Here is a 24,230-nt window from a genome sequence, read left to right as displayed (position 1 = left end):
GTCAATGTTTGTTGGATGGCCCGCGCTTGTCCACCACAGCGTCACAGCCACTGCAATCGCAGCCCGCGCTCGGTTTGGCAGCGCGCTGGAACACGGATTGCAATTTGGAGCCCAAGGGCAAGTGAACCAGCCGCACCGCCAGAAAACGGCGTGCCGAGGACGGCATCAGCGCCCACAGCGCATACACACTGCAGGCCACAACGATGGCAGAGACAATCAGGTTTTGTGCAGTCATGGCGTCAACCTCCCCACCAAAGCGTCACGCGGTACGTGATAAAAGAGGCCAGATAGGCCAGGGCGAACATGTAGGCCGTCATCAATAGCGGGTAGCGCCACGAATTGGTTTCGCGTTTGACCACCGCCAGGGTGGATATGCACTGGGGCGCAAACACGTACCAGGCCAGCAAAGAAAAAGCAGTGGCAAGCGACCAGCCTTTGGCAATGACGGGAGCGAGTTCACTGGCCACTGCGTCACCGGCGGCCGATAGCGAGTAAACGGTACCTAGCGCGCCCACGGCCACTTCCCGCGCTGCCAGACCCGGTACCAGTGCCACCGAGATTTGCCAGTTGAAACCAATGGGTGCAAACAACGGCTCCAGTGCGTGCCCCATCATGCCCGCCAGGCTGTACTGAATGGCGGGACCAGTGGCTCCGTCGGGTGGGCCGGGGTAGGTGGAGAGGAACCACAACACCACCATCAGGGCGAAGATGATGGTGCCCACGCGGCGCACAAAAATACGGGCCCGCTCCCACAGCCCCAGCGTCAGGTTGCGCAGGCTGGGCAGGCGGTAGGGGGGCAGTTCCAGCATCAGCGGCTGGTAGCGGCTTTTCATCCAGATGCGCTTGAACACCCAGGCCACACCCATGGCCGACAAGACACCGGCCACATACAGCACAAACAGTGTCAACCCGCGCAGGTTGAAGATGCCGATAGTGCGGTCCGGCACAAAGGCACCAATCAAGAGGGCATACACGGGCAGCCGGGCCGAGCAGGTCATGAGCGGCGCCACCATGATGGTGGCCAGGCGATCCTGCCAATTGGCAATGGTGCGGGTGGCCATGATGCCGGGCACCGCACAGGCAAAGCTCGACAACAGCGGAATGAAAGCACGGCCCGAAAGGCCCACCTTGCCCATCAGGGTGTCGAGCAAAAACGCCGCACGCGGCAGGTAGCCAGAGTCTTCCAGCACCAAAATAAAGAAGAACAGAATCAGAATCTGCGGCAAAAACACCAGCACGCCGCCCGCGCCGGCAATCACACCGTCTACCAGCAGGCTGCGCAGTGGGCCCGCATCCATGTGGGCGCTGGTCCACTCGGCCAGAAACGCCATAGCCGATTTGATGGCATCCATGGGCATATTGGCCCAGGAGAACACGGCCTGGAATACTAGAAACAGGATCGCCGCCAATATCACCAGCCCCCACACCGGGTGCATTGCCCAGGCGTCCACCCGGAAGTGAAAGCGCTGGAATTTTCCGGCCTGGGGCGCGGCAATGGCCAGAATGCGCCGCACCTCGTGCTGGATCTCGGTGCTGTTGCGGGGTGTGTGGCGCACGGCTGCTGCGACTCGGGCTAGCGGGCGGGCCAATTCATGGTCCAGTTGGGCCAGTAGGCGGCTGTGCCCATTGTGCTGAATGGCCACGGTCTCCACCACCGGGCAGGCCAGTTCGTCAGACAGCTTGGCCACGTCAATGGCCAGACCGCGCGCACGGGCTACATCGGTCATGTTCAGCGCCACGATGACGGGGTGGCCCAGGCGCATGAGTTCCAGTACCAGGCGCAGGTTCATGCGCAGGTTGGTGGCGTCCACCACGGCCACGATGGCATCAATCGCAGCTTCGCCGGCGCGTCGGCCTTCAATCACTTCCAGCGTGACCTCTTCATCAGGCGTCGCTGGGTGCAGGCTGTACACGCCGGGTAGATCGATGATGGAAACACTGCGTCCCGATGGCAGGCGCAGCAAGCCAATCTTGCGCTCGACGGTGACGCCAGCGTAGTTGGCAACCTTTTGGCGGGCACCGGTCAGCAGGTTGAACAGGGCGGTCTTGCCACAGTTCGGGTTACCCACCAGCGCCACGTTCCAGGGGCTGGACGGTAGTGCGGTGGTATCGGCAGTCATACGGGTGTTACTTCAATGCACTCGGCTTCCAGCCAGCGCAAGGCAAACATGGTCTCACCCACGACCACGGCCAACGGCTCGCGCCCACCGGGGCCGCGTTGCAGCAATTGCACCGGCTCACCGGGGATAAAGCCCAACTCACCGAGCCGCTCCAAAGTGCTGTTGCCAGCGTGAACGGATTGCGCGCTGACGCGTGCCACGGTGGCGTGGGCGCCGGTGGGAAGCTGAGTCAATAGCATGATGGGTTAAGAGGATTTGCGCCGCAAGGTGTGCGGGTTGTAGATGAGAGTGTATCTCATTCAGATTAAAACAACTAGATCAAATATTGCTTTAACTGCGGGCAAAGCGATCCGGCGGTTGACTGTTGCTATAGTGCGCCGACCATGACAGTGTCTGAACTCTATCCCCTGATCCGTTGGACCCACATCAGTTGTGTGCTGGCCAGCGGCACTTTGTTTGCCGCACGTGGTGCGGGTGTATTGTTGGGCTCGCAGTGGGGCATGACGCCAACGGTGCGACGCTTTAGTTACCTTTTGGACACAGCGCTGTTGGGTGCCGCCCTGCTGATGCTCTACATTCTGGATCTCAACCCCTTTACCGTGGGCTGGCTGAGCACCAAGATTGCGCTGCTGCTACTCTACATCGTGCTGGGAAGTTTTGCGTTGAAGCGGGCACGCACTGCGCGGGCCAAACTGCTGTTCTTTTTGGCGTCCCTTCTGTGCTTTGCTTTCATGCTGACCGTGGCACGTGCGCACAACGCACTTGGCTTTCTTTCACAGTTCATGACGCAATGACGCCTGTGTGTCCTTGCCAAACTGCCATTCGTCGCAGCGCGCTGGACGGCTGACTGACGGGTCACTATTCTTACGCCATCGAGACCGATTCACCCGCCACCGTTTCGTTGGGCTGGCCTGGCCAGTTTGAATGGGCGGGAATGTTGAAGCAACTGGAGTATGCAATGAGCCTGGCAAACGATCTGGAAAACCTGGAACAACTGCGCAACCGTGGCGCCCTGAGCGAGACGGAGTATTCGCAGGCCAAGGCGCGCTTGCTGCAACAGCCGGAGACACCCCGGCCCAATGCCAGCAGTCTTAACGGGTTGCGCCGCTCCAACGTGGATCGTTGGTTGGGTGGCGTGTGCGGGGGGCTCGCCCGCTTCTCAGGTGTGGACGCCTGGCTGTGGCGCCTGGCGTTTACGCTACTGGTGATTATGGCGGGCACCGGTTTGCTGGTGTACGTGCTGATGTGGATTCTGGTGCCATTGGAGCCAGAGGTTCCGGGCCTGCCGCTGTCGTCGAACCACTGACAACACCTTCTGGTAAGAAGGTGCCACAGACAGCATCGCAAGCTGGGTTTGCTCATGCTGTGCGGCCGGTAAGTCGCACAGGATGTTTGTCTGGGGCCTGCGTATTACAGCCCTGTCTTGTCTATCTGACAAATACAAATTTCAGTTAATGCCATCTGGTTTTTAGATAGGTACGCTAAAATGCAGCCATGGAGCTTCGCCAATTGCGTTATGTGGTGGCAATCGCCGAGCATGGCGCCCTGTCCAAGGCGGCAAGCCAGGTCTTTGTCGCCCAGTCGGCCTTGAGCTTTCAGCTGGCCCAGCTGGAAGCCGAGTTGGGCGTATCGCTCTTTTTGCGTACCCGACGCGGGGTGGAGCTGACCGAGCCGGGCAAGGCTTTTTTGGCGCACGCCCAGGCAATCCTGCGACAGGTTGAAGATGCGCGTGCCAGCGTGCACAGCACCGGTGGTGAGCCCACGGGTAAAGTCGTGTTTGGCATACCCCACAGTGTTTCCAACGCCTTGGCCTTGCCGCTGTTGCAGGCGGTGCGCCAGCAGTTGCCCCAGGTAGAACTGGAACTCACCGAGGAATTAACCGGCAATCTCATCGCCCAGCTGCGCACCGGCCTGTTGAACCTGGCGGTGCTGTTTGACGACGGCCACCTGGCCGAATTTCTGCACCAGCGGGTGTTGACCGAGCGTCTGAGTTTGATTGCGTTGGCAAAACCCGATGGACCGCGGACACCCGCCAGCATCACGTTCAAAAAGGCGCTGGAACAACCCCTCATTTTGCCGGCAGCCCCGCACGGTGTGCGCCCCATCATTGAGGCCGCCGCCCGCCAAAAGGGCTATGCACCGCCCGCAGTGGTGGCGGACATCAGTTCCATCAGCATTTTGCGCACGGCCTTGTTGGCAGGCATGGGACAGACTCTGTTGCCGGTCATGCCCATGCAGGCCGATCTGGATGCGGGCCGCTTGCAGGCCCGCGCCGTGATGTCACCGGTGCTGACGCGGGACATAGCGTTGTGTGCTTCTCGCCACATCCCACTGTCTGGCGCAGCTGCAGCGGTGGCGCGCTTGACCGTGGCACTGGTGCAGCGTTTGTGCGCCGAAGGCACCTGGAAGGACGCCTACCCCGCTGTGCCAGATGAGGCCGCCAATACAAAATGTTCAAAAGCCTCGGCAGAAATGGGTTTGCTGAACAGATATCCTTGAAACAGGCGGCAGCCGTTCTGCATCAAAAATTCCTGTTGTCCACGGGTTTCCACACCCTCGGCAATGACGGCAAAATGCAGGCTTTCGCCCAAGCCAATCACCATGCGTGCGATGGCTGCATCGTTGGGGTCTGTCAGCACATCCCGCACAAAAGACTGGTCGATCTTGAGTTGGTCCAGCGGCAGGCGTTTGAGGTAGTTCAGTGACGAGTAACCCGTTCCAAAGTCGTCCAATGAAAAACCCACGCCCTGGGCTTTAAGCTGCACCATTTTCTGAATGATGTCTTCCATGTCGTGCGCCAGAGAGCTCTCGGTCAGTTCCAGTTTGAGTCGGTGGGGCTTCACGCCCGTGCGCTCCATGACGGACTGCACCTGGCCCACAAAATCGGCCTGACGGAACTGGTGCGCGCTCACATTCACCGCCAACGTCAGCGCATTCAGGCCCGGCTGATGGGACCAGGCGACCAGCTGGGCGCAGGCCGTACCCAGCACCCAGGAGCCCAGTGGCAGAATCAATCCGGACTGCTCGGCCAGGGGAATGAACTCTTCGGGCGGCACCAGCCCGAGTTTGGGGTGACGCCAACGCAAGAGCGCCTCGGCACCGGTCACTTGGCCCTGGGTGGTAACTTGCGGTTGGTAGACCAAAAAAAACTCGCCGCGCATCAGGCCTTTGCGCAGGTCGACTTCCAGGGCCGAATGCTCGGCAATGTCCGACACCATCACATGGATCAACAAAAATACGCCCAGCGCGGATAGCCCGTTGTTCACCCACGTGCCCCAGATGCGCAAGCTATCGGGCAGGTTGTAGGCGGTGGTGACACCCAATTGGGCGCTGGCCATTGCGACAAACGCACAGAAGCAAGCGCCCGTGACTCCATAGCGCAGTAGTGCGCGGTCATCCCGCAGGAACAAAAGCGATGCCACCGCCAGCACCAGCAAAAAGTGGTGGGTAGATCGCGGTGCCTGTGCCGTGGGCACGTCCAGCAGCAGTGATACCGCACAAATGATTGCGAACATGCTCACAGCCAACAAAAAGAAGGCACGGCGGATGTGCTGCTGGCGGGTCAATAGCGCAATCACAATGCCTATTGACAGGATGACCAGGTCCATGGCGACGATGGCCCAGCGGCCGAGCGCGGTAAAGTAGGCGCCCCAACCCAGCCCTACCACGATCAGCAGGGCCGACCCGATCCACAGCATCAAGCGCATGCGGCGGCGGTGCAGCTCGCTGGGGCGTACGGGCACAAACGGTTCGCTTGGTGACATCATGGGCGGTGGTGTATACAAATGATTATGACGGTGGTCGCCAGTTATTGCAGTCATGGCCAGTAGACTCAGTGAGCGACACAATGCCCTTTCAACACCTTCGAAACGGAAAGCCATGAGCACCACGCCCAACATGACCCGAACTGATCTGGCACGCATTGCCAGTGAAGCCATGCGCGAGCGCGGGCTGGAACCGGACTTTCCATCTGAAGTTGTGCGTCAGCTCGCCGGACTGACCGGCCCTGGCCAGGACAGTGACCCGCAGATACAGGACCGCACGGCGCTGCCGTGGTGCTCCATAGACAACGATGACTCGCGCGATCTGGACCAGCTGACAGCTTGCGAGGTATTGGACGGTGGGCGTGTACGAATCTATGTAGCCATAGCCGATGTGGATGTCCTGGTCCGAAAGGACTCACCCATTGACGCGCACGCACGCATCAACACCACCTCGGTGTACACATCGGCGCGCATATTCCCCATGCTGCCTGAACAGTTGAGTACGGATTTGACCTCACTCAACCCCGATCAGACCCGTTTGGCCATTGTCAGCGAAATGCTCATCGCAGCCGATGGTGCGGTGGAGCATTCCACCGTTGTTCGCGCACAGGTGCGCAACAAGGCCAAGCTGGCTTACGACGCAGTGGCAGCCTGGATTGATGGCCAAGGCGACTTGCCCCAAGCGGCCCAGGCGGTGCCCGGCATGGACGTACAAATCCGTGTGCAGGATGCAGTGGCCCAGCGCCTGCGCGCGCGCAGGCATGCCCAAGGCTCGCTGGAATTCGAGACCTTTCAGCCCCATGCCGTGTTTGAGGGCGAGCGGGTGGTTGCCATCGACGAACAGGCGCACAACCGGGCGCGCCAGCTGATTGAAGAGCTGATGATCGCGACCAACGTCTGCACCGCCCACTTCCTCATGAGCCACGGCGGCGCCTCGCTGCGCCGGGTGGTTCGCTCGCCTGAACGCTGGCTGCAAATCGTTGCCGAGGCCGCCAAATACGGTGAAACCTTGCCGCCGCAGCCCGATGCCCCCGCGCTGGAGGCGTTTCTGGCGCGCCAGCGCAAGGCCGATCCCCTGCGATTTCCCGATCTGTCCCTGGTCATCGTCAAGCTCATGGGTTCAGGCGAATACGTGGTCGAACTGCCCCACGGCGCACCAATAGGGCATTTTGGTCTGGCGCTGCGCGACTACACCCATTCCACTGCGCCCAACCGCCGCTACCCAGACCTGATCACCCTGCGTCTGCTCAAGGGCTTGCTGCGAGGTGAGCCAGCTCCCTACACCGGGCCCGAGTTAGAGGCGCTTGCGGTGCACTGCACGCACCAGGAAGATGCCGCAAAGAAGGTGGAACGTCAGGTGCGCAAGTCGGAAGCCGCCTTGTTGCTGGGATCCATGATTGGTCAGCACTTCGATGCCATCATCACCGGCAACACCGGGAGTGGTATCTGGGTACGCACCTTCACACCGCCTGCAGAAGGGCGGTTGGTGGCCGGAGTGGGGGAGCTGGCCGTGGGCCAATTGGTGCGGGTTCAGCTGGTGGATACCAATGTGCTACGCGGCTTTATCGACTTTGTTCTGTCGGGCGCGGGGCAGTAGCGTTCCTTCAAGTCGCTGGAGGTGTTCCCTGCGGGATGTCAATGCCTGCTGCGCGCGCCTCGGCCAGCAGGGTGGCCAGTTCGGCGGCCGAGTGCACGTTCAGCCGTTCGAAGATTTTGCGCCGGTGTTCTTCCACCGTGCGCACGCTGAGTTCCATCTTCCAGGCGATGGTCTTGTTCAACTCGCCAGCGGCAACCAGTGGCATCAGGCGCACTTGCTGGCGCGACAGACCGGCTATTAACTGCAGCATGGCGTCATGGCGGGCCATACGGGCATGCCACTGCACTTCCTGTTCCAGGGCGCGCTCCATGAGTTGGACCAGCGCGTCGTCGGCATAGGGCTTTTCGACAAAATGGAAGGCCCCCTTGGCCATGGCGGCCACGGCCATGGGGATATCTCCGTGGCCGCTCAGAAACAACACCGGCATACGGGTGCCCAGGCCTCGGCTGATCAGCGCGTCGTGCACCTGCAGGCCCGACAGGGGTTCCATACGCACATCCAGCACAAAGATGCCGCGCTGGGGTGTGGTCCATGCATCCAGCGCTGCCAACAGCTCCGGGCCGCTGGCGTAGGTGAGCACATTCAGATCGTGCTGGCGCAGCAGAAAGGCAATGGACGAGCGCACTCCCTCGTCATCGTCACACAGGTAAATGGTGGGTGTCGTCATGGCATGCGGGCCTCCGGTGTGGGCCGTTCGGTGGGCAGAAAGAAGCTGAACCGGGCGCCGCCGCCCGGCACATCTTGCGCATGCAGGACTCCGCCATGGGACTCCAGGATGGAGCGGCAGATGGCCAACCCCAGGCCAGTACCTTCCTGCTTGGTTGAAAAGAAGGGTTCGGTGAGGGTCTCCATGTCGCGCCCACCCAGGCCTGGTCCCTGGTCAGAAATGTCTACTGCAATCCAGCCCAGCACGCTGTCTAACGGGGGCTCCACGCACAGGCCGGTACGCACCAGCAGCTTCTTGCCGGGGTTGGGTCCGGTCATGACATCACAGGCATTGCGCAGCAGATTGGAAATCACCTGTTCAATGCCAATGCGGTCCACACGCACCGCAGGCAGGCCTGGTGTCAGTTCCAGGGTTACCTCCACACCGGCCCGGCGAATTTCGCGTTGCAACAGGGTCACGGCAGCGGCCACCAGGGGGTTGATGTCACAGGCCTCCAGCACCAGTTCGCGGCGGGCCAGGCGCGCGCGGATGCGGTGCACGATGCCACCGGCTTGCGTGGCATGGCGCGACAGCGCTTGGGCGGCAGCCACCAGATCGGGGTCGGCGTCGGGGCGGCGCTGCAACGCCCGTGCAATGCCGGCGCTGTAACTCACGATGCTGGTTAGCGGTTGGTTCAATTCGTGGGCCAGGGTGGATGCCACCTCGCCCAGGGTGCTCAGGCGGGCGTGGTTGGCCAGCACCTCGCGCTGGCGCCGTTCCAGTTCTTCCAGACGCTTGCGTTCTGTCACATCCACAATCGAAGCCATCCAGCCGACCTGTTGCCCCAACCCATCCACCAGGGGTGACTCGAACACCATGACATCGAAGAAATGCCCATCACGGTGGCGCCAGCGGGTCTCAAAACCCTCGCGTTTGGCACGTTGCACTGCGATGCCTGACTGGTTCGGCACTGGCGTGTTGATGGCGGGGCCTTGTGCGATCAGTTCCTCCAGGGTGTAACCGACCATGTCGCAAAAGGTGCGGTTGGCAAATAGCAGGTGTCCGTCAAGATCGCGGGCACGCAAACCCACCAGCGCGGACTCTTCCAATGATTGGCGCCAGGCGGCTTCGGTGCGCCAAGCCGATTCGGCGCGGGCTACCTGGTTGATCTGACGGCGCAGCAGCAGCGTGGCCGCGGTGATCAGCGCCAAAAATCCCACCATCAGGACCACCGGCAGCGTAGTAAACCAGGGCGGTTGGCGCGCGCGCAACGTTAGGCGCAGACGTGTGTCGGGGATGGCGATGAATGCCATTTCGTAACTCTCGCCAAGTGCCGGGCGACCCGCGCTCTCGGTGGAGACAATGACCTGATCTTGACTGCCGAGCAATTGCACCTCGTATTGGGCGGCCAGCCACCAAAAGTCCTTGCTCTTGATCAGGTCGGCCGGGTCGTAACGTGCAATCAGTTGCCCTGTCTGGGGCCGACGCGCGTCACTGGTCGGCGCCACCAAGTGCAGGGTGATGCCCTCTCCTGATGCCAAACGCAAGCCACCGGGACGCTGGTCGCGTCGGGCCTCGCCCACGATCCGGTTGTTGACATCCAGCCAAAGCACACTAAGCCAGCGCCGGTCCAACCCTGCGGCAATTTCGGGCAGGTTGGCCAACTGGCGGTCCGCGTCCGGGCCGGCAGGCGGCAAATGCACGGCGGCCGAGCGCAGGCGCGTGGCTTCGGTCTCCATGCGTCCCGTGAGTTGGGCGTCCAGGCTCAGCGTGTCGGCCACCATGCTGCGCCGTGCTACCTCGCGTTCCAGTTTGTCGTTGTCTTGCGCCCAAAGCACGACCAACGCCGTGAAAGCGACCGACAACAATAACGGTGCCACCCACAACCAGCGCCCCCAGAATGCGCTGCGCCCGGATTGGGGTCCGTCGGAATGCGGGGCAATGGGGGCGGTGGCCATACGGCTTGGTGAACCGCGTTAGTCCAGTGCGTTGATCTGTGCCAGGCGCTCAGGCGTACCCACATCCGTCCAGCGGCCCGTGTAGAGCTCGGCACTGACGCGCCCCTGGTCCATGGCCGCGCGCAGCAGGGGCGCCAGGGCGGCTTTGACGCCCTGCGGATTACCGCTGGGGATGTCGCACCAGGGGGCAACAAAAAGCTCCCGGCGGTACAAGCCCAGCGTGCTGTAGGTGTAGCGTGGCCGTGGGTCGCTGGCGGGCAGGTTTAGCGCCAGACCCGATTCGAGGCCGAAGTCGCCACGCGGGTTATGCCCCGGGTTGGGAACCAGCCACAGATGGGCCAGACGATTGCCCGCCACAAAGTCGTGAACGGCTTGGGCGCTGAAAACAAAGTCGGGCGCAAACACATCGCCAGCGAGCACCCAAAAAACCGGACCCAAATGGGGCAGCGCCCGCACAATGCCGCCGGCGGTCTCCAGCGCATCGCCAAAATCCCGCCCTTCGTGGGAGTAGCGCAAGGCCATTGCAATACCTGATTGCTCCTCTTTTGATAGTGACTTGTGTATGTTTGACGAGGGCTGGAGCCCGAAAACATGACCAAACATTTCGGAGATCTGATCCCCCAGCCAGGCGGTGTTGATCACTGTCTGCGGGCAGCCGGCACGTGCCAGCGCCTCCAGAGGCCACTGCATGAGCGGCTTGCCGTGCACGGCAAGCAAGGGTTTGGGGGTGGTGTCGGTCAGTGGGCGCATGCGCTCGCCGCGCCCGGCGGCCAGCAACATGGCCGGCACGGTGGCGGAAAAATCGCTGGGCGGAGTGGCAGGCGGCATGGAAACACATTGTGCCTTCTCAGTGCAATCGTCCCACAGACTCAGGCATGAAATGGGCTGACACAACGACTCCTGTGCTGTGTATCATTGCCGTCGGTTCCTGCCAACCCACTTGAGGAGACTCACACCATGGCCCTGATGGATTTCATTCGTAAACAGTTCATAGACATTATCCAGTGGACCGAAGCTGGCGACGGTACCCTGGCCTGGCGTTTTCCCATGGCCGACATGGAAATCCAGAACGGCGGCCAACTGGTGGTACGCGAATCGCAAATGGCGGTGTTCGTCAACGAAGGCAAGGTGGCCGACGTCTTTGGCCCCGGCACCCACAAGCTCACCACCCAGACCCTGCCGGTTCTGACCTACCTGAAGAACTGGGACAAGCTGTTCGAGTCCCCCTTCAAGAGCGATGTGTACTTCTTCAGCACACGCCAACAAATCGACCAGAAGTGGGGCACGCCCCAGCCCATCACCATCCGCGACAAGGACTTTGGCGCCGTGCGCCTGCGCGCCTTTGGCAACTACGCCTACCGCATTGCCGACCCCAAGCTGTTCCACACCGAAATCTCGGGCACGCGCGATGTGTACCCGGCGGCCGATCTGGACGGCCAGCTGCGCGGCCTGGTATTGCAGAACATCAGCAACGCCATTGCGGCCAGCGGCATTCCCTTTCTGGACCTGGCGTCCAACCAGATCGAGTTTGCCAAGGCCCTTACCACCCAGCTGGAACCCGAGATGGCCAAACTGGGCATCAAGTTGGAAAGCATGACGGTGCAAAGCGTGTCCTTGCCCGAAGAGCTACAGAAAATTTTGGACCAGAAGATCGGCATGGGCATGGTTGGCAACGACATGGGCAAGTTCATGCAGTACCAAACCGCGCAGGCCATTCCCAAATTTGCCGAAGGCGGTGGTGGCGGAGGCGGCATTGCGGGTGACGCCATGGGGCTTGGCGCCGGTGTGGCACTGGGCCAGGTGCTGGCGCAAAACCTGGCCTCGGGCTTGCAAGGCAATGCTGCGGCGTCGGCCCAGGCGGCGGCTGTGCAAGCGGCAGCCACGCTCAAGCCCGATGATGTGCTGGCCACGCTGGAAAAGCTGGGTGAACTCAAGGCCAAGGGCATCCTCACCGATGAGGAGTTTGCGGCCAAAAAGGCCGAGCTACTAAAGAAGCTGGCGTAGGCGCAGTCCGGGGCGTCAGGGGCTTATGCTCCGTGTCCCCCGCCCTTCGGGCTCCTCCTTTACCTGCGCATAAACCCCTAACGCCCCTACCTCTGTGGCTCACGAGAATTCTGCAGCCCAACGCTCCTACACGGCGCCATGCCCCGGTTGCGGCGCGCCGGTGGAGTTTCGTTCGGCGCAATCCACCCATGCGGTGTGCGGATTTTGCCAGAGCACCGTGGTACGCCAGGGTGATGTGCTGTCGCGTATCGGCAAGATGGCCGAGCTGTTTGACGACCACAGCCCGTTGCAGCTTTTTGCCACCGGCACCTATAACAAGCGCCCCTTCACGCTGATCGGGCGACTGCAATACAAGACTACAGACGGTACCTGGGCCGAGTGGAACGCTTTCTTTGACGACGGCACCAACGGCTGGCTGGCTGAGGACAACGGTGCCTACGTCTTCACCCAGCCTGATACCCAGTCGATGAACATGCCACCGGCCGACCGCTACGTGGTGGGGCGTTCGGTCAGTGTCAGTGGCAAGCCCTATACCGTAGCCAGCAATGTATCGGCACAGCTCATCAGTGCCCAGGGCGAACTGCCCAAGCTGCCGCCGCTGGGGCAAGCGTTTGATGTGGTGGAGCTGCGTAGCGCCAGTGGCGAAGTCATCAGCATCGACTACACCGGCACACCACCCTCGGTTTCGCAGGGCACGGCGGTGCTGCTGGACGACCTGGCGCTCAAGGGCCTGAAAGACGCATCGACCAAAGAAGAAAAGGGCCGCCAGTTCAACTGCCCGCATTGCGGTGCGCCTGTTACGGTGGCGCTGGCCACCAGCAAGAGCATCACCTGCGGCAGTTGCAACAGCGTGATTGACCTGAGCCAGGGAATCGGTGGCGAGCTCAAGTCCGCCACGCAGGACGAGCCGGTGCAGCCCTTGATCCCTCTGGGTTCATTGGGCCAGCTTCAGGGCGTGCAGTGGCAGGTGGTGGGCTTTCAGCACCGTACGGGCGTGGCGCCTGGCGACGACGAGCAATTTGGCTGGAGCGAATACCTGCTCTACAACCAGAAGCGGGGTTTTAGCTTTTTGGTGGATTCTGAAGAGGGTTGGAGCCTGGTGCGTCCCACTACCGGCGCGCCCACCATGACCAGCTCCACCGCGCGCAGTGCCAGTTATATGGGCACCACCTACGACCTCAAGTACAGCTACGAGGCCGAAACCAACTACGTCTGCGGCGAGTTCTACTGGGTGGTGCAGCGCGGACAAAAAACGTCCAACAAGGACTTTGCCAGTGGCAAACGTCTGCTTTCGATGGAGAAAACCCCCAGTGAGCTGGTGTGGTCCAGTGGCGACCAGATTGCCTTTGACGTGGTGGCCAAGGCGTTTGGTCTGGAAGACAAAAAAGACCTGCTCAAACGCGACGATGCAGCGCCCTTCAGCCCCGCCAAGAGCATCGGCTTTGGCACCATGTTTGTAGTGCTCGTCATCATACTGATTCTGTTGTCCATGCTGAGCCGCTGCTCCAGTTGCGACCCCCGGGTCGAGAACTGTTCTTCGTCATCGAGTTCGCGTAGTTCGGGTGGTTCGTTTGGCGGATTTTCAGGTGGTGGTGGTCATAAGTGACGGATTCAATTAGAGGAGAATGAAATGGACTTTGACATGTTGAAACCCGGCGCTATCGTCGCCTCACTGGTGTTTGCGCTGCTGGGCATTGTGGTGTTCTGGCTGTGCTTCATCATCATCGACAAGATTACGCCCTACGACCTGTGGGGCGAGATTGTGGAGAAGCAAAACGTTGCGCTGGCCCTGGTGGTGGCGGCCATGAGCCTGGGCATCTGCATCATCGTGGCAGCTGCAATCCATTAGTGGGCACATCTGCAAATCCTCGGGCGCATGCGGCTGCGCGTCTTCATGCACAGGCTGGCCGCGTTCCGTGCGCCTTGCTCTGCATCCCGAGAATTGAATTTTCAGACGGCCCACGCAGGCCGGACAACCGATGAAAACCCGCGCGCCGCGCCCACTCGAAGTCACCCTCCTCGCCAGCGTCTTCGTAGTAGCCGCCTGTGGCCTGGTCTACGAATTGGCGGCCGGCGCACTGGCGTCCTATGTGCTGGGCGACTCGATCCTGCAGTTCTCCACGGTGATTGGTTGCTACCTGTTCGCCATGGGCGTGGGCTCGTGGTTGTCGCGCTTTTTTGACCGGCAGTTGCCGGCGCATTTTTTGCGCATTGAGTTGCTGGTGGCGTTGGCTGGTGGTTTTTTGCCCGCCTTGTTGTTTCTGGCCAATGCGTACACGCCGGGTGCGTTTCGCTTCTTGCTCTATGCCTTGGTGGGCGTGGTGGGCACGCTGGTGGGGCTGGAAATTCCCTTGGTGATGCGTATCCTTAAGCGCGAAGTGGTGCTCAAAGAACTGGTGTCGCAGGTGCTGACCTTTGACTACCTAGGCGCACTGGCCGTCTCGGTGGCTTTTCCGCTGTTGCTGGTGCCACAGCTGGGGCTGATTCGCACCGGGCTGCTGTTTGGTTTGCTGAATGCTGCGGTGGCGTTCTGGACGCTGTGGGTGTTTCGCCATGAGCTGCGCCAATTGGCTGCCCACACCTGGGCCTGCGTGTTGACCGCCGCGGTGCTGGCTGGCGGCTTTGCGGTGGCCGAGCAAATCACCACGCTGGCCGAAGACAAGTTCTACCATGACCGCATCGTGCTGGCGGCCACCTCGCCCTACCAGCGCATCGTTGTCACCAACGGCCACACGGGCCACAAGCTGTTTCTGAACGGCAACCTGCAGTTTGCCGAACGCGATGAATACCGTTACCACGAGGCGTTGGTGCACCCCGCCATGTCGGCCTTTGGCGCGCCGCGCCGGGTCGCTGTGCTGGGCGGTGGCGATGGCATGGCGGTGCGTGAAATCCTCAAATACCCCAGTGTGGAAAGCGTAACTCTGGTGGAGCTGGACCCCAACATGACCGGCCTGTTTTCCAATGACCCGGCCATGTCGCGGCTCAACGCCGGGTCCTTGCGCTCGCCCAAACTGCACATCGTCAACACCGATGCCTTTCAGTGGTTGCAAAACGGCGAGGACATGAGCTCCGACGGGCCGCCCCAAGGAGCGAAGGACCCCTCGGGGCAGCGAACCACGCAAAGCGGGGAGCGTGGGGGCATTCGATACTTTTGATGTCATTGTGGTGGACTTCCCCGACCCCACCAATTTCTCGATTGGCAAGCTCTACACCAACTCCTTTTATTCCCTGCTGGCACAACGCCTCTCTGCCAGCGGCTATGCGGTCATTCAGACCACATCGCCCCTGGTGGCGCGCCAAAGTTTCTGGACTGTGGCGACCACCATCGAATCGGTTGGGCTGCGCGCCACGCCCTACCACACGAACGTGCCCAGTTTTGGCGAGTGGGGCTACATCATTGCCAGCCACCGCCCCTGGCATCTGCCTACCACCTTGCCACCTGGCCTGCGCTATTTGAATCTGCAGACGCTGCCGTTGCTGTTCGACTTCCCCATCGATATGGCTCGCGTACCCGCCGAGGTGAATCGCCTCTCCAACCAGGTTCTGGTCACCACCTACGAGCAAGAGTGGGGCCGGGTGGCGCAGTAGGCAACAATCGGGCGCCGCCCGCCCCCCCCCCCCCGGCTATGAAAGTTTTTGGAATCGCCGGTCACTCCGGCATGGGCAAGACTACGCTGCTGGAGCGGCTGGTGCCTGAATTGACATCACGCGGGCTGAGCGTATCGCTCATCAAACACAGCCACAAGGCCATTGACATTGACCGCCCTGGCAAAGACTCATTCCGCCTGCGCGAAGCGGGTTGCAGCGAGGTGGTCTTGCTGGGCCACGAACGTTGGGCCCTGATGCATGAGCTGCGTGGCGCGCCCGAGCCCTCGCTGGACTATCTGTTGGGCCGCCTGCAGCCCTGCGACCTGGTGTTGATTGAGGGCTTCAAGGACGGCAACTTCCCCAAGATCGAGGTGTGGCGCTCTGAGGTGGGCCGTGCCACGCTGTGGCCGCTGTGGCCAGGCATCGTGGGAATTGCTTCAGAGGCGGCCGATGCGTGGCCAGAACCCCCAGCGGGTCAGACTGCGCCGCTGCGCTTGGATCTGGCCAACACCCGCGCAATCGCTGACGCCGTGTTGCTGCACGCGACAATGTTGTAAGCAAGCCCCGCCATGCTGGACCGCCGCCAATTCTGTCTTGCCGGTGCGGGCGCAGCAGCAACGTTGGGTGGGTGCCGGGCGGATGGGGATACCGCCCACATCACGGGCGGCTTTACCGGCATCCAGGTTGAGCGCGGCCACTGGATGCGCGACAACTTGAAGAGCGGGCGGGCGTGGCCGGCACCTGCGCGCACCTTCACCACCCAGGTGCTGATTGCCGGTGGCGGCGTGGCCGGCTTGGCCGCCGCGCGCGCGCTGCGCCTGCGCGGCGTGGACGACTTTGCCCTGCTGGAACTGGAAGACACCGCCGGTGGCAACAGCCGCGCCGGTTCGATTACTGGCCTGGCCTGCCCGCAGGGCGCGCACTACCTGCCCCTGCCCGGCGACGACGCCCCCGAGGTGCAAGACCTGCTGGAAGAACTGGGCCTGCGCACGCGCGTGGCAGGCCGTTGGCAGTATGACGAGCGCACCCTGTGCCACAGCCCGCAAGAGCGCCTGTACTTCAACGGTGAATGGCAAGATGGTTTGCTGCCGGTACACGGCGTGGGTGAATCCACCCTGGCGCAGTATCGCCGTTTTGCCGCTCTGGTGGAGCAGGCACGCCATGCGGCGCACTGGAATATGCCAGTGCAAAATGGCCGGGTAGCCCTCGTGCAGACTGCACTGGCAGCTATGACATTTGTAGCGTATCTGGACCAAAACGGTCTTGACGACACCTACCTGCGCTGGTACCTGGACTACTGCTGCCGCGACGACTATGGCGCCGGCATGGCCGCCGTTTCGGCCTGGGCCGGCATCCACTACTTTGCCAGCCGCCACGGCTTTCACGCACCGGGTGCCGAGAGCGCCGAGCGCGAAGGCCTGCTCACTTGGCCCGAAGGCAACGCCTGGTTGGCCCGCCGCTTGGCCGCGCCGCTGGGCGAGCGCCTGCACACCGGGCGCGTGGTGCTGCGCATGGCCAGCACCCGCAGCGGTGTGGAAGTGGATGCCTACAACACCGCGACCCAAAGCATGGAGCGCTGGAACGCCGCGCAGGCGGTCGTGGCGTTGCCCGTGTTTGTGGCCGCGCGCGTGGTGCAAAACCCGCCGGATTTTCTGCGTCAAGTGGCACAGAAGCTGGCCTACGCGCCCTGGCTGGTGGCCAATATCCACATCGACCAGCCCTTGCACGACCGCCCCGGCGCGGCCCCAAGCTGGGACAACGTGCTCTATGGCGCGGGCAACGGCAATGGCCTGGGCTATGTGGACGCCACCCACCAAAGTCTGCAGACCATGCCCGGTCCTACCGTGCTCAGCCACTACCGTGCGCTGGGGGATGTGCTTGGGGGCCCTGCCGACGCTGCGGTGGGAACTGCCGGGCGGCGCTTGTTGCTGGATCGGCCCTGGGCGGCCTGGCGCGACACCATCGTGGCCGAACTGTCGACTGCCCACCCGGATTTGGCTGCCAAGGCCACCCGCATGGACATTACCCGCTATGGCCACGCCATGGCCATTCCTCAGCCACAAGCGAATGGTCAAATAGGCCACTGGCCCTCGTCAAATATACGTAATGCGCTATCGAAATCAGAGCGATACCCACCGCGGCCGGTTTTGGCCTGGGAGCGGTTGCGCTTTGCCCACGCGGATTGGGCGGGTTATTCGGTGTTTGAGGAAGCGTTTACCGCCGGGCACGCGGCGGGGAGTTGAGGGCGGCAGCGCTCAGCCAGCGCCGGGTGCAAAGGCTCTGTTTTGGGCGGGCAAGCCATCGTTCAGAAAGTCCAGGAAGGCACGGGTGCGCGCTGGCAACAGCTTGCGGGAGGGCACTGCGGCAAACACGGTCAGTCGGCCAAAAACCCAGTCGGGCAGCAGGTGCACCAGATCGCCCCGTGCCAGGTGCTTTTCCACCATCAGACGCGACAGCACGGCCACGCCGGCACCATCCAGTGCGGCACGGTACAGCACGTCAAAGCTCACCGATTGCAGGGCCACGGGAACGTCCACCTCCACCGGTTCGCCCTTGCCGTTGGCAGGGTGCAGGCGCAGGCGCCGGTTGGTGGTGCCGCCCGCTTGCTGCCAGGGAAATTTCAGGTAATCGTGGCTGGACAAATCATGTGGCTGCAGGGGCGTGCCAGCCCGTTGCAGGTAGGCCGGTGCGGCGCATAAAACCCAATCGGAGGTGGCCAGCGGGCGCGCCACCACGTTGGCGTCGTAGCCCTCGTCCACGGCCATGAAGGTGACATCAAATTCATCCACCCGGTTGTGTGGAAAGGGGTCCACCGAAATCTCCAGCGCCACCTTGGGGTAGCGCTGGCGCCACTTGGCAACCTGCGGTGCAAGAACATAGGCGGCCAGCACCGGTGACGCCAGGATGTGCACGGTGCCTTGCAGCTCCTGGGTGCTGTGTCCTACGGCCGCTTCAGCATCGGCGATTTCGCCCAGAATACCGCGCACCCGCAGCAGGTACATCTCACCGGCCTCGGTCAGGGCCAGCTTGCGCGTGGTGCGTTGCATCAGGCGCGCGCCCAGGTGGTGTTCCAGGTCACCAAAAAGGCGCGTGACGGCGGCTGGTGACATATCCAGCGCCCGGGCAGCGGCGGCAAAACCGCCCTCGTCCACCACTTTTTGAAACACCCGCATCGATAAAAGACGGTCCATATACGCAATGAATAAAGTAATTTTGTTTTGATTATTCCATTTTGAGGAATGATGAATTACTGACTACGTGGTTTTTAATTGAGTTCAATCGGCCTACAGTTCAACCCATCGATGAGCCGAAACTACTTTGACGACTCACCGAGGCTGGACAAGCCGGGGTACGAAAGGCCCCAGACCTGCCCGGAAATGTCAATCAACTTTTGAAGGAAATGTCATCATGAAAAACGCAACCACTACTACCGCTCTCATCCTCGCTTTGGGCCTGACCGCCGGTGCCAGCTTTGCCGCTGACAGTTCACCCCGCGCCCGTTTGAACAGCGTGCAAACCAGCTCCTACTTCGCCCAGTCGGCACCCAGCGTGCTCAGCCGCGCCGTAGTCAAGGCTGAAGTCATCAACACCCAGCAAGCCCGAGCCCATATGAACGCCAAGGAAACCAGCTCCTACTTCGCCCAGTCGGCACCCAGCGTGCTCAGCCGTGCCGCAGTCAAGGCTGATCTGCAACAAGCACAAAAATCGGGTACCTTGCCCCGCATGGGCGAACTGAGCTAATTGCCGCATCCCCAGCAAAAACCCGCCCCCGTGGCGGGTTTTTTTATGTGTTTCCTATGACTACACTGGAGCCCTGTTCAACAGGGTCTTTTGGTGTGCAATGGAATTCGTGTTTTTCATGCTGATGCTGGTATTTGTGGCGCGTCACTTTCAAGGCCGCGACGAACGCCGCCGCATGGCCTTGTTGAGCCAGCACCTGGGCCACTACCAGATCGAAAAACTCATGGAAACGCTGACCGACGGTTACATGCGCGCGCTGAGCCAGCCCGACACCGAACGTCAGTCCCAAATCTGGAGCATGCTGGACACGGCCGAGAAGACCCTGAGCGAACAATTTACCCGCTTGGTTGCCGATTTTGCACGCGCTGACGCCGATGCCACCCGGGTCAGCACGTTGCCACTGTCCATCTTCTACACCGGCAAACTGCTGCCGGGCAACACATTTGATTTGCGCAAGGCGCTGGCAGTACATGCCCACGGCATCAACGCCGCCGTGGCCAATGCCGAACACCACGCCCCCAAAGACAAAGCCTTCACCTTGTTGGCCGAGATGTTTTTGATGCAGCACACCTGCCACTGGTACTGCAAATCCAAAGGCGTGGCCTCGGCCCGGCTTGTGCTGCGCCACCAGACGCCCTATGCCAAGGTACTGGATTCGGTAGCGCCCGCTACACGCCAGGCCTATTGCGCCCTGGTGGCGGGCTGAGCGGCGGCTACACTCGTTTACGGGCACATTTTGTGCCTTTCTCTTTTCATATTTCATCCCAAGGCCCAACCCATGCAGCATGTCGTGTTCAACCAAAAAGGTGGCGTAGGCAAGTCCACCATCACCTGTAACCTGGCGGCCATCAGCGCGTGGCAAGGCCTGCGCACCTTGGTGATTGACCTGGACTCGCAAGGCAACTCCACACGCTACCTGCTGGGTGCGGACATGCCCGAAGACATGCCCAACGTGGCCGAGTTTTTTGAGCAAAGCCTGAAGTTCACCATCCGCGACAAAGGCGCCAAGGAATTCATCGTGCACACCCAGTGGGAAGGCCTGGATGTGATGCCATCCAGCCCGTTGCTGGACGAACTGCACAGCAAGCTGGAATCGCGCCACAAAATCTACAAGCTGCGCGATGCACTGGAACTGCTGGCCGAAGACTACGACCAGATCTATATCGACACGCCCCCAGCGCTGAACTTCTATACCCGCTGCGCGCTGATAGCCGCGCAGGGTTGCCTGATTCCATTTGACTGCGACGATTTTTCGCGCCGCGCCCTCTACACCCTGTTGGAAAATGTGCAGGAAATCCAGGCTGACCACAATGCCGATCTCAAGGTTGAAGGCATCATCGTCAACCAGTTTCAGGCCCGCGCCAACCTGCCCCAGCGCATGGTGCAAGAGCTGATCGACGAGGGCCTGCCCGTGTTGCAGCCCTACCTGCGCTCATCGGTGCGCATCCGCGAATCACATGAGCAATCGCTGCCGATGATTTTTCTGGACCCCGGCCATACACTCACGCAGGAGTTTGTGGCTCTGCACGACGCGCTGGCTTAAAAGGCGCTACAGCCCCAACGCTTTGCGCACACCGGCACCATAAGCCGGGTCGGCCTTGCTGCAGTTGGCGATGTGCCGTTCCTTGATGGCCACCGGCGCGTCACCCATGCCACGGGCCGTGTTGTCAAACAGCACCTGCTGCTGGGCCGGTGTCATGAGGCGAAACAAGGCGCGGGGTTGCGCGTAGTAATCTTCATCGTCCTCGCGGAAGTTCCAGTGGTCAGCCGCGCCATTGATGGCCAACGGAGGCTCACGGAAGTCGGGTTGCTCCTGCCACACTTTTTCGCTGTTGGGCTCGTAACCCAGGGTGCTGCCAAAGTTGCCGTCCACCCGCATGGCGCCGTCACGGTGGTAGCTGTGCACCGGGCAGCGCGGGCTGTTCACCGGAATGTGTGCGTGGTTCACGCCCAGGCGGTAGCGCTGTGCGTCGCCATAGCTAAACAGGCGGCCTTGCAGCATCTTGTCGGGTGAAAAACTGATGCCAGGCACCACCGCGCCGGGGTTGAACGCAGCCTGCTCCACCTCGGCAAAGTAATTCTCGGGGTTGCGGTTGAACTCGATCTCACCCACTTCGATCAGCGGGTAGTCTGCGTGTGGCCAGACCTTGGACAGGTCAAACGGGTGGTAAGGCACCTTCTCGGCGTCTTTCTCGGGCATGACCTGCACGAAAAGCGTCCACTTGGGACAGTCGCCACGCTCGATGGCGTTGTACAGATCGCGCTGGTGCGTTTCGCGGTCGTCGGCTACCGCAGCGGCGGCCTCGGCATCGGTCATGTTCTTGATGCCCTGCTGCGTGCGCCAGTGGAACTTGACCCAATGGCGCTCGTTTTTGGCATTGATGAAGCTGAAGGTGTGCGAGCCAAAGCCATGCATGTGGCGGTAGCTGGCCGGAATGCCACGATCGCTCATGACGATGGTGATTTGGTGCAACGCCTCGGGCAGCAAGGTCCAGAAGTCCCAGTTGTTTTTGGCACTGCGCAGGTTGGTGCGCGGGTCGCGCTTGACCGCGTGGTTGAGGTCGGGGAACTTCAGCGGGTCGCGCAGGAAGAACACCGGCGTGTTGTTGCCCACCAGATCCCAGTTGCCTTCCTCGGTGTAGAACTTGAGCGCAAAGCCACGGATGTCGCGCTCCGCATCGGCCGCACCGCGCTCGCCGGCCACGGTGGACATGCGGCTGAACAACTCGGTCTTCTTGCCAATCTGCGAAAACAGCTTGGCGCGGGTGTATTGGGTGATGTCGTGGGTGACGGTGAAGGTGCCATATGCGCCCGAGCCCTTGGCGTGCATGCGGCGCTCGGGAATCACCTCGCGGTCGAAGTGGGCCAGCTTCTCCAAAAACCACACGTCTTGCAACAACTGCGGGCCGCGCGGGCCGGCGGTGAGGACGTTCTGGTTATCGACAACCGGCGCGCCGCCAGTCGTGGTCAAGAAGGGACAAACGGGTTTGGTGCTCATGAAAAACCTCCTGAAGTGAATCTACGGAAACGCTCTACAAGGGTGCACGATAGGTCACCCAGAGGAATAGGGCAATGGGCTTTAGGCAAAGTTGTTGATAGGCATTTTCAATTCACCCAGCTTGGTACGCCGCGCTGGGGCGTACGTCGCGGTGCGGCGACGGACTGTTCTGTCGCTGGCACGACGGCACACTAGGTCGTCGAGATGACCTCTGCCGTGGTGCCATACACATCATGGCGCAGGTCATACAGCGGAATGGTGGTGCCGTGGAGGCGGTTGTTCACCAGTTTGCCCAAGTCGACGTCTGCCACGACGACCTGTTCCATGTTGGGCACACCTTCGGCGGCAATGCCGTCGCGTGCAAACGCAAAGTCAGACGGTGTGATGATGGCGGCTTGGCCAAAGTGTTGGCCAAGGCCTTCGACCGGCAAGTTGCCCACCGTGCCGGTGACGGCGACGTAAACCTGGTTCTCGATGGCTCGTGCGTGGCAGCAATACCGCACCCGCAAAAAGCCTTGTTTATCGTCAGTGCAAGACGGCACAAAAATGATGTCAGCGCCCTGTTCGCTTACCTTGCGGGCCAGTTCCGGAAACTCAATGTCGTAGCAAATCAGGATGGCGATACGGCCGTGCGGTGTGTCAAAGACCCGCAGCATGTTGCCGGGATCACCCTTCCACTTTTCTTTCTCCCACCGTGTCAGGTGGATTTTGTCTTGGGTGAAGACCTTGCCCTCGGGTGTAAACAGATAAGCCGTGTTGTACATGTGGCCATTGGTGATGGTGGGGTGACTGCCACCAATGATGTGCACTTTGCGGTGCTGGGCCAGCTCAACGAACAAGGCCACATACCGCTCGGTAAAGTCATTGAGGCCGCGCACTGCTGCGTACAGGTCTGTCGTATCCAGAAACGACAAGAGTTGGGTCGTGAAGATCTCCGGGAACAGCACAAACTGGGGCTTGTATTCGGCAGCTGTTTTCATCACGAAGCGCACCTGGTTTTCAAAACCATCCCAGTCGGCAATGGAACGCAGCAAGTACTGGACCGCTGCGATACGCACGACCGTGGCTTTGGGCTTGTGTTCGGGCGCACTCTTGAGGTCAGGGACCGTGGTCATAGCTCTATGTCCTGTTCTTTGTCATACGCCTCTTGCAAGGTGGTCGGTTTACCAGGATTGTGGTTTGGGTTGAGCCAAACAATGAGTGCGGCATGGCTACAGGATTCGGCATCTTCCGGGATGTAGCCGTACATGATGCCGCAGTAGCGAAATCCCTCACGGAGTTGAAAGCTCAGCACAGGGTCGGTCAAATCGCCCCACAGCACCTTTTTTGCATAGAGCTCAACGGGCATCTGGGCCGCCACCTTGTGGTAGCCCGGCAGCCGACCACAGGCGATGATGCGGCGCAAATTCATCTGGCGGCACAGTGCCCGCCGACCATCGTATAGTGCATGGCCTATGCCCCGCCCCGTCACGCGGGGGTCCACAAAAACCTCGGCACCGTAGAGGGTGAAGCCGTTCGGGTTGTGGTTATCGAAGGTACCCGCTGAGGTAATCTCCTTCCAGGTGTGTTCGTCAGCCCATTCATCCCACAGAATCACCAGGGAGCTGGCGCAACCCACAATGCGGTCGTCCACGATGGCCACCAGTTGTCCCTGGGGGAACACCTCTAGTTGCTGGGCGAGTTGGTCGCGCCGCCATGGTGCAATCGTCGGGTAGACGGCCTTTTGCAAGCGCAGCAATTCGTCAATGTCTTTGTGGGTGGTTGAACGTGTACGCATGGACTAATCGATTAAAAATGGCGCTAGCCCTCGTCGG

General features: G+C 61.2%; 23 protein-coding genes and 1 pseudogene. 13 read left to right on the top strand and 11 right to left on the bottom strand.

The genetic code is table 11. The annotated features are described in order from the left end of the window. Position 1: 1 nt before the first annotated feature. Genes IPI80_RS04100 through IPI80_RS04090 form a run of 3 tightly spaced genes read right to left on the bottom strand, consistent with a single transcriptional unit; the run spans position 2 to position 2,353 of the window. Positions 2-235, bottom strand: a complete 234-nt coding sequence (locus IPI80_RS04100; protein WP_413857401.1) for a hypothetical protein — start codon at positions 233-235, stop codon at positions 2-4. Positions 236-239: 4 nt separating this feature from the next. Continuing rightward, positions 240-2,120: a ferrous iron transporter B gene (gene feoB / locus IPI80_RS04095; protein ID WP_413857399.1), complete on the bottom strand. Its 1,881-nt coding sequence runs from the start codon at positions 2,118-2,120 to the stop codon at positions 240-242. After that, complete coding sequence (locus IPI80_RS04090; protein ID WP_413857397.1) at positions 2,117-2,353, bottom strand: FeoA family protein; 237 nt, start codon at positions 2,351-2,353, stop codon at positions 2,117-2,119. The genes feoB and IPI80_RS04090 overlap by 4 nt, the downstream gene beginning before the upstream one ends. 150 nt (positions 2,354-2,503) lie before the next feature. Here IPI80_RS04090 and IPI80_RS04085 point away from each other — a divergent pair, with 150 nt between their 5' ends. The 3 genes from IPI80_RS04085 (at position 2,504) to IPI80_RS04075 (ending at position 4,619) form a co-directional block, all read left to right on the top strand. Further along, positions 2,504-2,914, top strand: coding sequence for a SirB2 family protein (locus IPI80_RS04085; protein WP_413857395.1), 411 nt, complete (start codon positions 2,504-2,506; stop codon positions 2,912-2,914). Positions 2,915-3,078: 164 nt separating this feature from the next. After that, positions 3,079-3,426: a PspC domain-containing protein gene (locus IPI80_RS04080; RefSeq protein ID WP_413857393.1), complete on the top strand. Its 348-nt coding sequence runs from the start codon at positions 3,079-3,081 to the stop codon at positions 3,424-3,426. A gap of 188 nt (positions 3,427-3,614) precedes the next feature. Beyond that, complete coding sequence (locus tag IPI80_RS04075) at positions 3,615-4,619, top strand: LysR substrate-binding domain-containing protein (protein ID WP_413857391.1); 1,005 nt, start codon at positions 3,615-3,617, stop codon at positions 4,617-4,619. On the opposite strand, the gene IPI80_RS04070 is transcribed toward IPI80_RS04075, so the two are convergent. Further along, positions 4,535-5,887 (bottom strand): putative bifunctional diguanylate cyclase/phosphodiesterase, encoded by a 1,353-nt coding sequence (locus tag IPI80_RS04070; RefSeq protein WP_413857389.1) that lies wholly within the window; start codon positions 5,885-5,887, stop codon positions 4,535-4,537. The genes IPI80_RS04075 and IPI80_RS04070 overlap by 85 nt on opposite strands. 112 nt (positions 5,888-5,999) lie before the next feature. Here IPI80_RS04070 and IPI80_RS04065 point away from each other — a divergent pair, with 112 nt between their 5' ends. Next, positions 6,000-7,481 carry an RNB domain-containing ribonuclease gene (locus tag IPI80_RS04065; protein ID WP_413857387.1) on the top strand — a complete coding sequence of 494 codons (1,482 nt, stop codon included), beginning with the start codon at positions 6,000-6,002 and terminating at the stop codon, positions 7,479-7,481. A 7-nt stretch (positions 7,482-7,488) separates the two neighbouring features. Here the strand turns inward: IPI80_RS04065 and IPI80_RS04060 are convergent, their stop codons facing one another. From IPI80_RS04060 to IPI80_RS04050, 3 genes are read right to left on the bottom strand one after another with little or no spacing between them, the layout of a single operon-like run. Continuing rightward, positions 7,489-8,148 (bottom strand): response regulator transcription factor, encoded by a 660-nt coding sequence (locus IPI80_RS04060; protein WP_413857385.1) that lies wholly within the window; start codon positions 8,146-8,148, stop codon positions 7,489-7,491. Further along, on the bottom strand, positions 8,145-10,085 hold the full coding sequence (locus tag IPI80_RS04055) for a sensor histidine kinase (protein ID WP_413857383.1): 1,941 nt from the start codon (positions 10,083-10,085) through the stop codon (positions 8,145-8,147). Before IPI80_RS04055 ends, IPI80_RS04060 begins: the two co-directional genes overlap by 4 nt. A gap of 18 nt (positions 10,086-10,103) precedes the next feature. Further along, positions 10,104-10,913, bottom strand: a complete 810-nt coding sequence (locus IPI80_RS04050) for a nucleotidyltransferase family protein (protein WP_413857381.1) — start codon at positions 10,911-10,913, stop codon at positions 10,104-10,106. A 129-nt stretch (positions 10,914-11,042) separates the two neighbouring features. On the opposite strand from IPI80_RS04050, the gene IPI80_RS04045 reads away from it, so the two are divergent. From IPI80_RS04045 to IPI80_RS04020, 6 genes and pseudogenes are all read left to right on the top strand, one after another. Further along, entirely contained in the window at positions 11,043-12,089 is a 1,047-nt protein-coding gene (locus tag IPI80_RS04045; RefSeq protein WP_413857379.1) for an SPFH domain-containing protein, read from the top strand. A 94-nt stretch (positions 12,090-12,183) separates the two neighbouring features. Continuing rightward, positions 12,184-13,695, top strand: coding sequence for a DUF4178 domain-containing protein (locus tag IPI80_RS04040; RefSeq protein WP_413857377.1), 1,512 nt, complete (start codon positions 12,184-12,186; stop codon positions 13,693-13,695). A gap of 24 nt (positions 13,696-13,719) precedes the next feature. Beyond that, positions 13,720-13,938 (top strand): DUF350 domain-containing protein, encoded by a 219-nt coding sequence (locus tag IPI80_RS04035; RefSeq protein ID WP_413857375.1) that lies wholly within the window; start codon positions 13,720-13,722, stop codon positions 13,936-13,938. A 130-nt stretch (positions 13,939-14,068) separates the two neighbouring features. Further along, positions 14,069-15,677 (top strand): annotated as a pseudogene (locus IPI80_RS04030) (polyamine aminopropyltransferase). A gap of 38 nt (positions 15,678-15,715) precedes the next feature. Further along, positions 15,716-16,234, top strand: coding sequence for a molybdopterin-guanine dinucleotide biosynthesis protein B (gene mobB, locus IPI80_RS04025; protein ID WP_413857373.1), 519 nt, complete (start codon positions 15,716-15,718; stop codon positions 16,232-16,234). A 12-nt stretch (positions 16,235-16,246) separates the two neighbouring features. Continuing rightward, entirely contained in the window at positions 16,247-17,920 is a 1,674-nt protein-coding gene (locus tag IPI80_RS04020; protein WP_413857371.1) for an NAD(P)-binding protein, read from the top strand. Positions 17,921-17,932: 12 nt separating this feature from the next. On the opposite strand, the gene IPI80_RS04015 is transcribed toward IPI80_RS04020, so the two are convergent. Next, positions 17,933-18,868 carry a LysR family transcriptional regulator gene (locus tag IPI80_RS04015; protein WP_413857369.1) on the bottom strand — a complete coding sequence of 312 codons (936 nt, stop codon included), beginning with the start codon at positions 18,866-18,868 and terminating at the stop codon, positions 17,933-17,935. 217 nt (positions 18,869-19,085) lie between these two features. Here IPI80_RS04015 and IPI80_RS04010 point away from each other — a divergent pair, with 217 nt between their 5' ends. From IPI80_RS04010 to IPI80_RS04000, 3 genes are all read left to right on the top strand, one after another. Then, positions 19,086-19,418 (top strand): hypothetical protein, encoded by a 333-nt coding sequence (locus IPI80_RS04010; protein WP_413857367.1) that lies wholly within the window; start codon positions 19,086-19,088, stop codon positions 19,416-19,418. Positions 19,419-19,518: 100 nt separating this feature from the next. After that, complete coding sequence (locus IPI80_RS04005) at positions 19,519-20,124, top strand: hypothetical protein (protein WP_413857365.1); 606 nt, start codon at positions 19,519-19,521, stop codon at positions 20,122-20,124. A gap of 72 nt (positions 20,125-20,196) precedes the next feature. Then, positions 20,197-20,961, top strand: a complete 765-nt coding sequence (locus IPI80_RS04000) for a ParA family protein (RefSeq protein ID WP_413857363.1) — start codon at positions 20,197-20,199, stop codon at positions 20,959-20,961. Between the two features lie 6 nt (positions 20,962-20,967). Here IPI80_RS04000 and IPI80_RS03995 read toward each other — a convergent pair whose 3' ends face one another. From IPI80_RS03995 to IPI80_RS03985, 3 genes are all read right to left on the bottom strand, one after another. Beyond that, complete coding sequence (locus IPI80_RS03995) at positions 20,968-22,416, bottom strand: catalase (protein ID WP_413857360.1); 1,449 nt, start codon at positions 22,414-22,416, stop codon at positions 20,968-20,970. A gap of 191 nt (positions 22,417-22,607) precedes the next feature. After that, complete coding sequence (locus tag IPI80_RS03990) at positions 22,608-23,531, bottom strand: carbon-nitrogen hydrolase family protein (RefSeq protein ID WP_413857358.1); 924 nt, start codon at positions 23,529-23,531, stop codon at positions 22,608-22,610. Further along, positions 23,528-24,193 carry an N-acetyltransferase family protein gene (locus IPI80_RS03985; protein ID WP_413857356.1) on the bottom strand — a complete coding sequence of 222 codons (666 nt, stop codon included), beginning with the start codon at positions 24,191-24,193 and terminating at the stop codon, positions 23,528-23,530. The genes IPI80_RS03990 and IPI80_RS03985 overlap by 4 nt, the downstream gene beginning before the upstream one ends. Between the last annotated feature and the right edge of the window lie 37 nt (positions 24,194-24,230).

This window comes from Candidatus Aalborgicola defluviihabitans, from assembly GCF_016705985.1.
Taxonomy (GTDB): domain Bacteria; phylum Pseudomonadota; class Gammaproteobacteria; order Burkholderiales; family Burkholderiaceae_C; genus Allorhodoferax; species Allorhodoferax defluviihabitans.
This window is presented reverse-complemented; position numbering and strand designations above follow the sequence as displayed.

Coding starts and splice junctions, on each gene's coding strand:
- IPI80_RS04100 (WP_413857401.1), bottom strand. CDS start 235: ATGACTGCACAAAACCTGATTGTCTCTGCCATCGTTGTGGCCTGCAGT.
- feoB (WP_413857399.1), bottom strand. CDS start 2,120: ATGACTGCCGATACCACCGCACTACCGTCCAGCCCCTGGAACGTGGCG.
- IPI80_RS04085 (WP_413857395.1), top strand. CDS start 2,504: ATGACAGTGTCTGAACTCTATCCCCTGATCCGTTGGACCCACATCAGT.
- IPI80_RS04080 (WP_413857393.1), top strand. CDS start 3,079: ATGAGCCTGGCAAACGATCTGGAAAACCTGGAACAACTGCGCAACCGT.
- IPI80_RS04075 (WP_413857391.1), top strand. CDS start 3,615: ATGGAGCTTCGCCAATTGCGTTATGTGGTGGCAATCGCCGAGCATGGC.
- IPI80_RS04070 (WP_413857389.1), bottom strand. CDS start 5,887: ATGATGTCACCAAGCGAACCGTTTGTGCCCGTACGCCCCAGCGAGCTG.
- IPI80_RS04065 (WP_413857387.1), top strand. CDS start 6,000: ATGAGCACCACGCCCAACATGACCCGAACTGATCTGGCACGCATTGCC.
- IPI80_RS04060 (WP_413857385.1), bottom strand. CDS start 8,148: ATGACGACACCCACCATTTACCTGTGTGACGATGACGAGGGAGTGCGC.
- IPI80_RS04055 (WP_413857383.1), bottom strand. CDS start 10,085: ATGGCCACCGCCCCCATTGCCCCGCATTCCGACGGACCCCAATCCGGG.
- IPI80_RS04050 (WP_413857381.1), bottom strand. CDS start 10,913: ATGCCGCCTGCCACTCCGCCCAGCGATTTTTCCGCCACCGTGCCGGCC.
- IPI80_RS04045 (WP_413857379.1), top strand. CDS start 11,043: ATGGCCCTGATGGATTTCATTCGTAAACAGTTCATAGACATTATCCAG.
- IPI80_RS04035 (WP_413857375.1), top strand. CDS start 13,720: ATGGACTTTGACATGTTGAAACCCGGCGCTATCGTCGCCTCACTGGTG.
- mobB (WP_413857373.1), top strand. CDS start 15,716: ATGAAAGTTTTTGGAATCGCCGGTCACTCCGGCATGGGCAAGACTACG.
- IPI80_RS04020 (WP_413857371.1), top strand. CDS start 16,247: ATGCTGGACCGCCGCCAATTCTGTCTTGCCGGTGCGGGCGCAGCAGCA.
- IPI80_RS04015 (WP_413857369.1), bottom strand. CDS start 18,868: ATGGACCGTCTTTTATCGATGCGGGTGTTTCAAAAAGTGGTGGACGAG.
- IPI80_RS04010 (WP_413857367.1), top strand. CDS start 19,086: ATGAAAAACGCAACCACTACTACCGCTCTCATCCTCGCTTTGGGCCTG.
- IPI80_RS04005 (WP_413857365.1), top strand. CDS start 19,519: ATGGAATTCGTGTTTTTCATGCTGATGCTGGTATTTGTGGCGCGTCAC.
- IPI80_RS04000 (WP_413857363.1), top strand. CDS start 20,197: ATGCAGCATGTCGTGTTCAACCAAAAAGGTGGCGTAGGCAAGTCCACC.
- IPI80_RS03995 (WP_413857360.1), bottom strand. CDS start 22,416: ATGAGCACCAAACCCGTTTGTCCCTTCTTGACCACGACTGGCGGCGCG.
- IPI80_RS03990 (WP_413857358.1), bottom strand. CDS start 23,531: ATGACCACGGTCCCTGACCTCAAGAGTGCGCCCGAACACAAGCCCAAA.
- IPI80_RS03985 (WP_413857356.1), bottom strand. CDS start 24,193: ATGCGTACACGTTCAACCACCCACAAAGACATTGACGAATTGCTGCGC.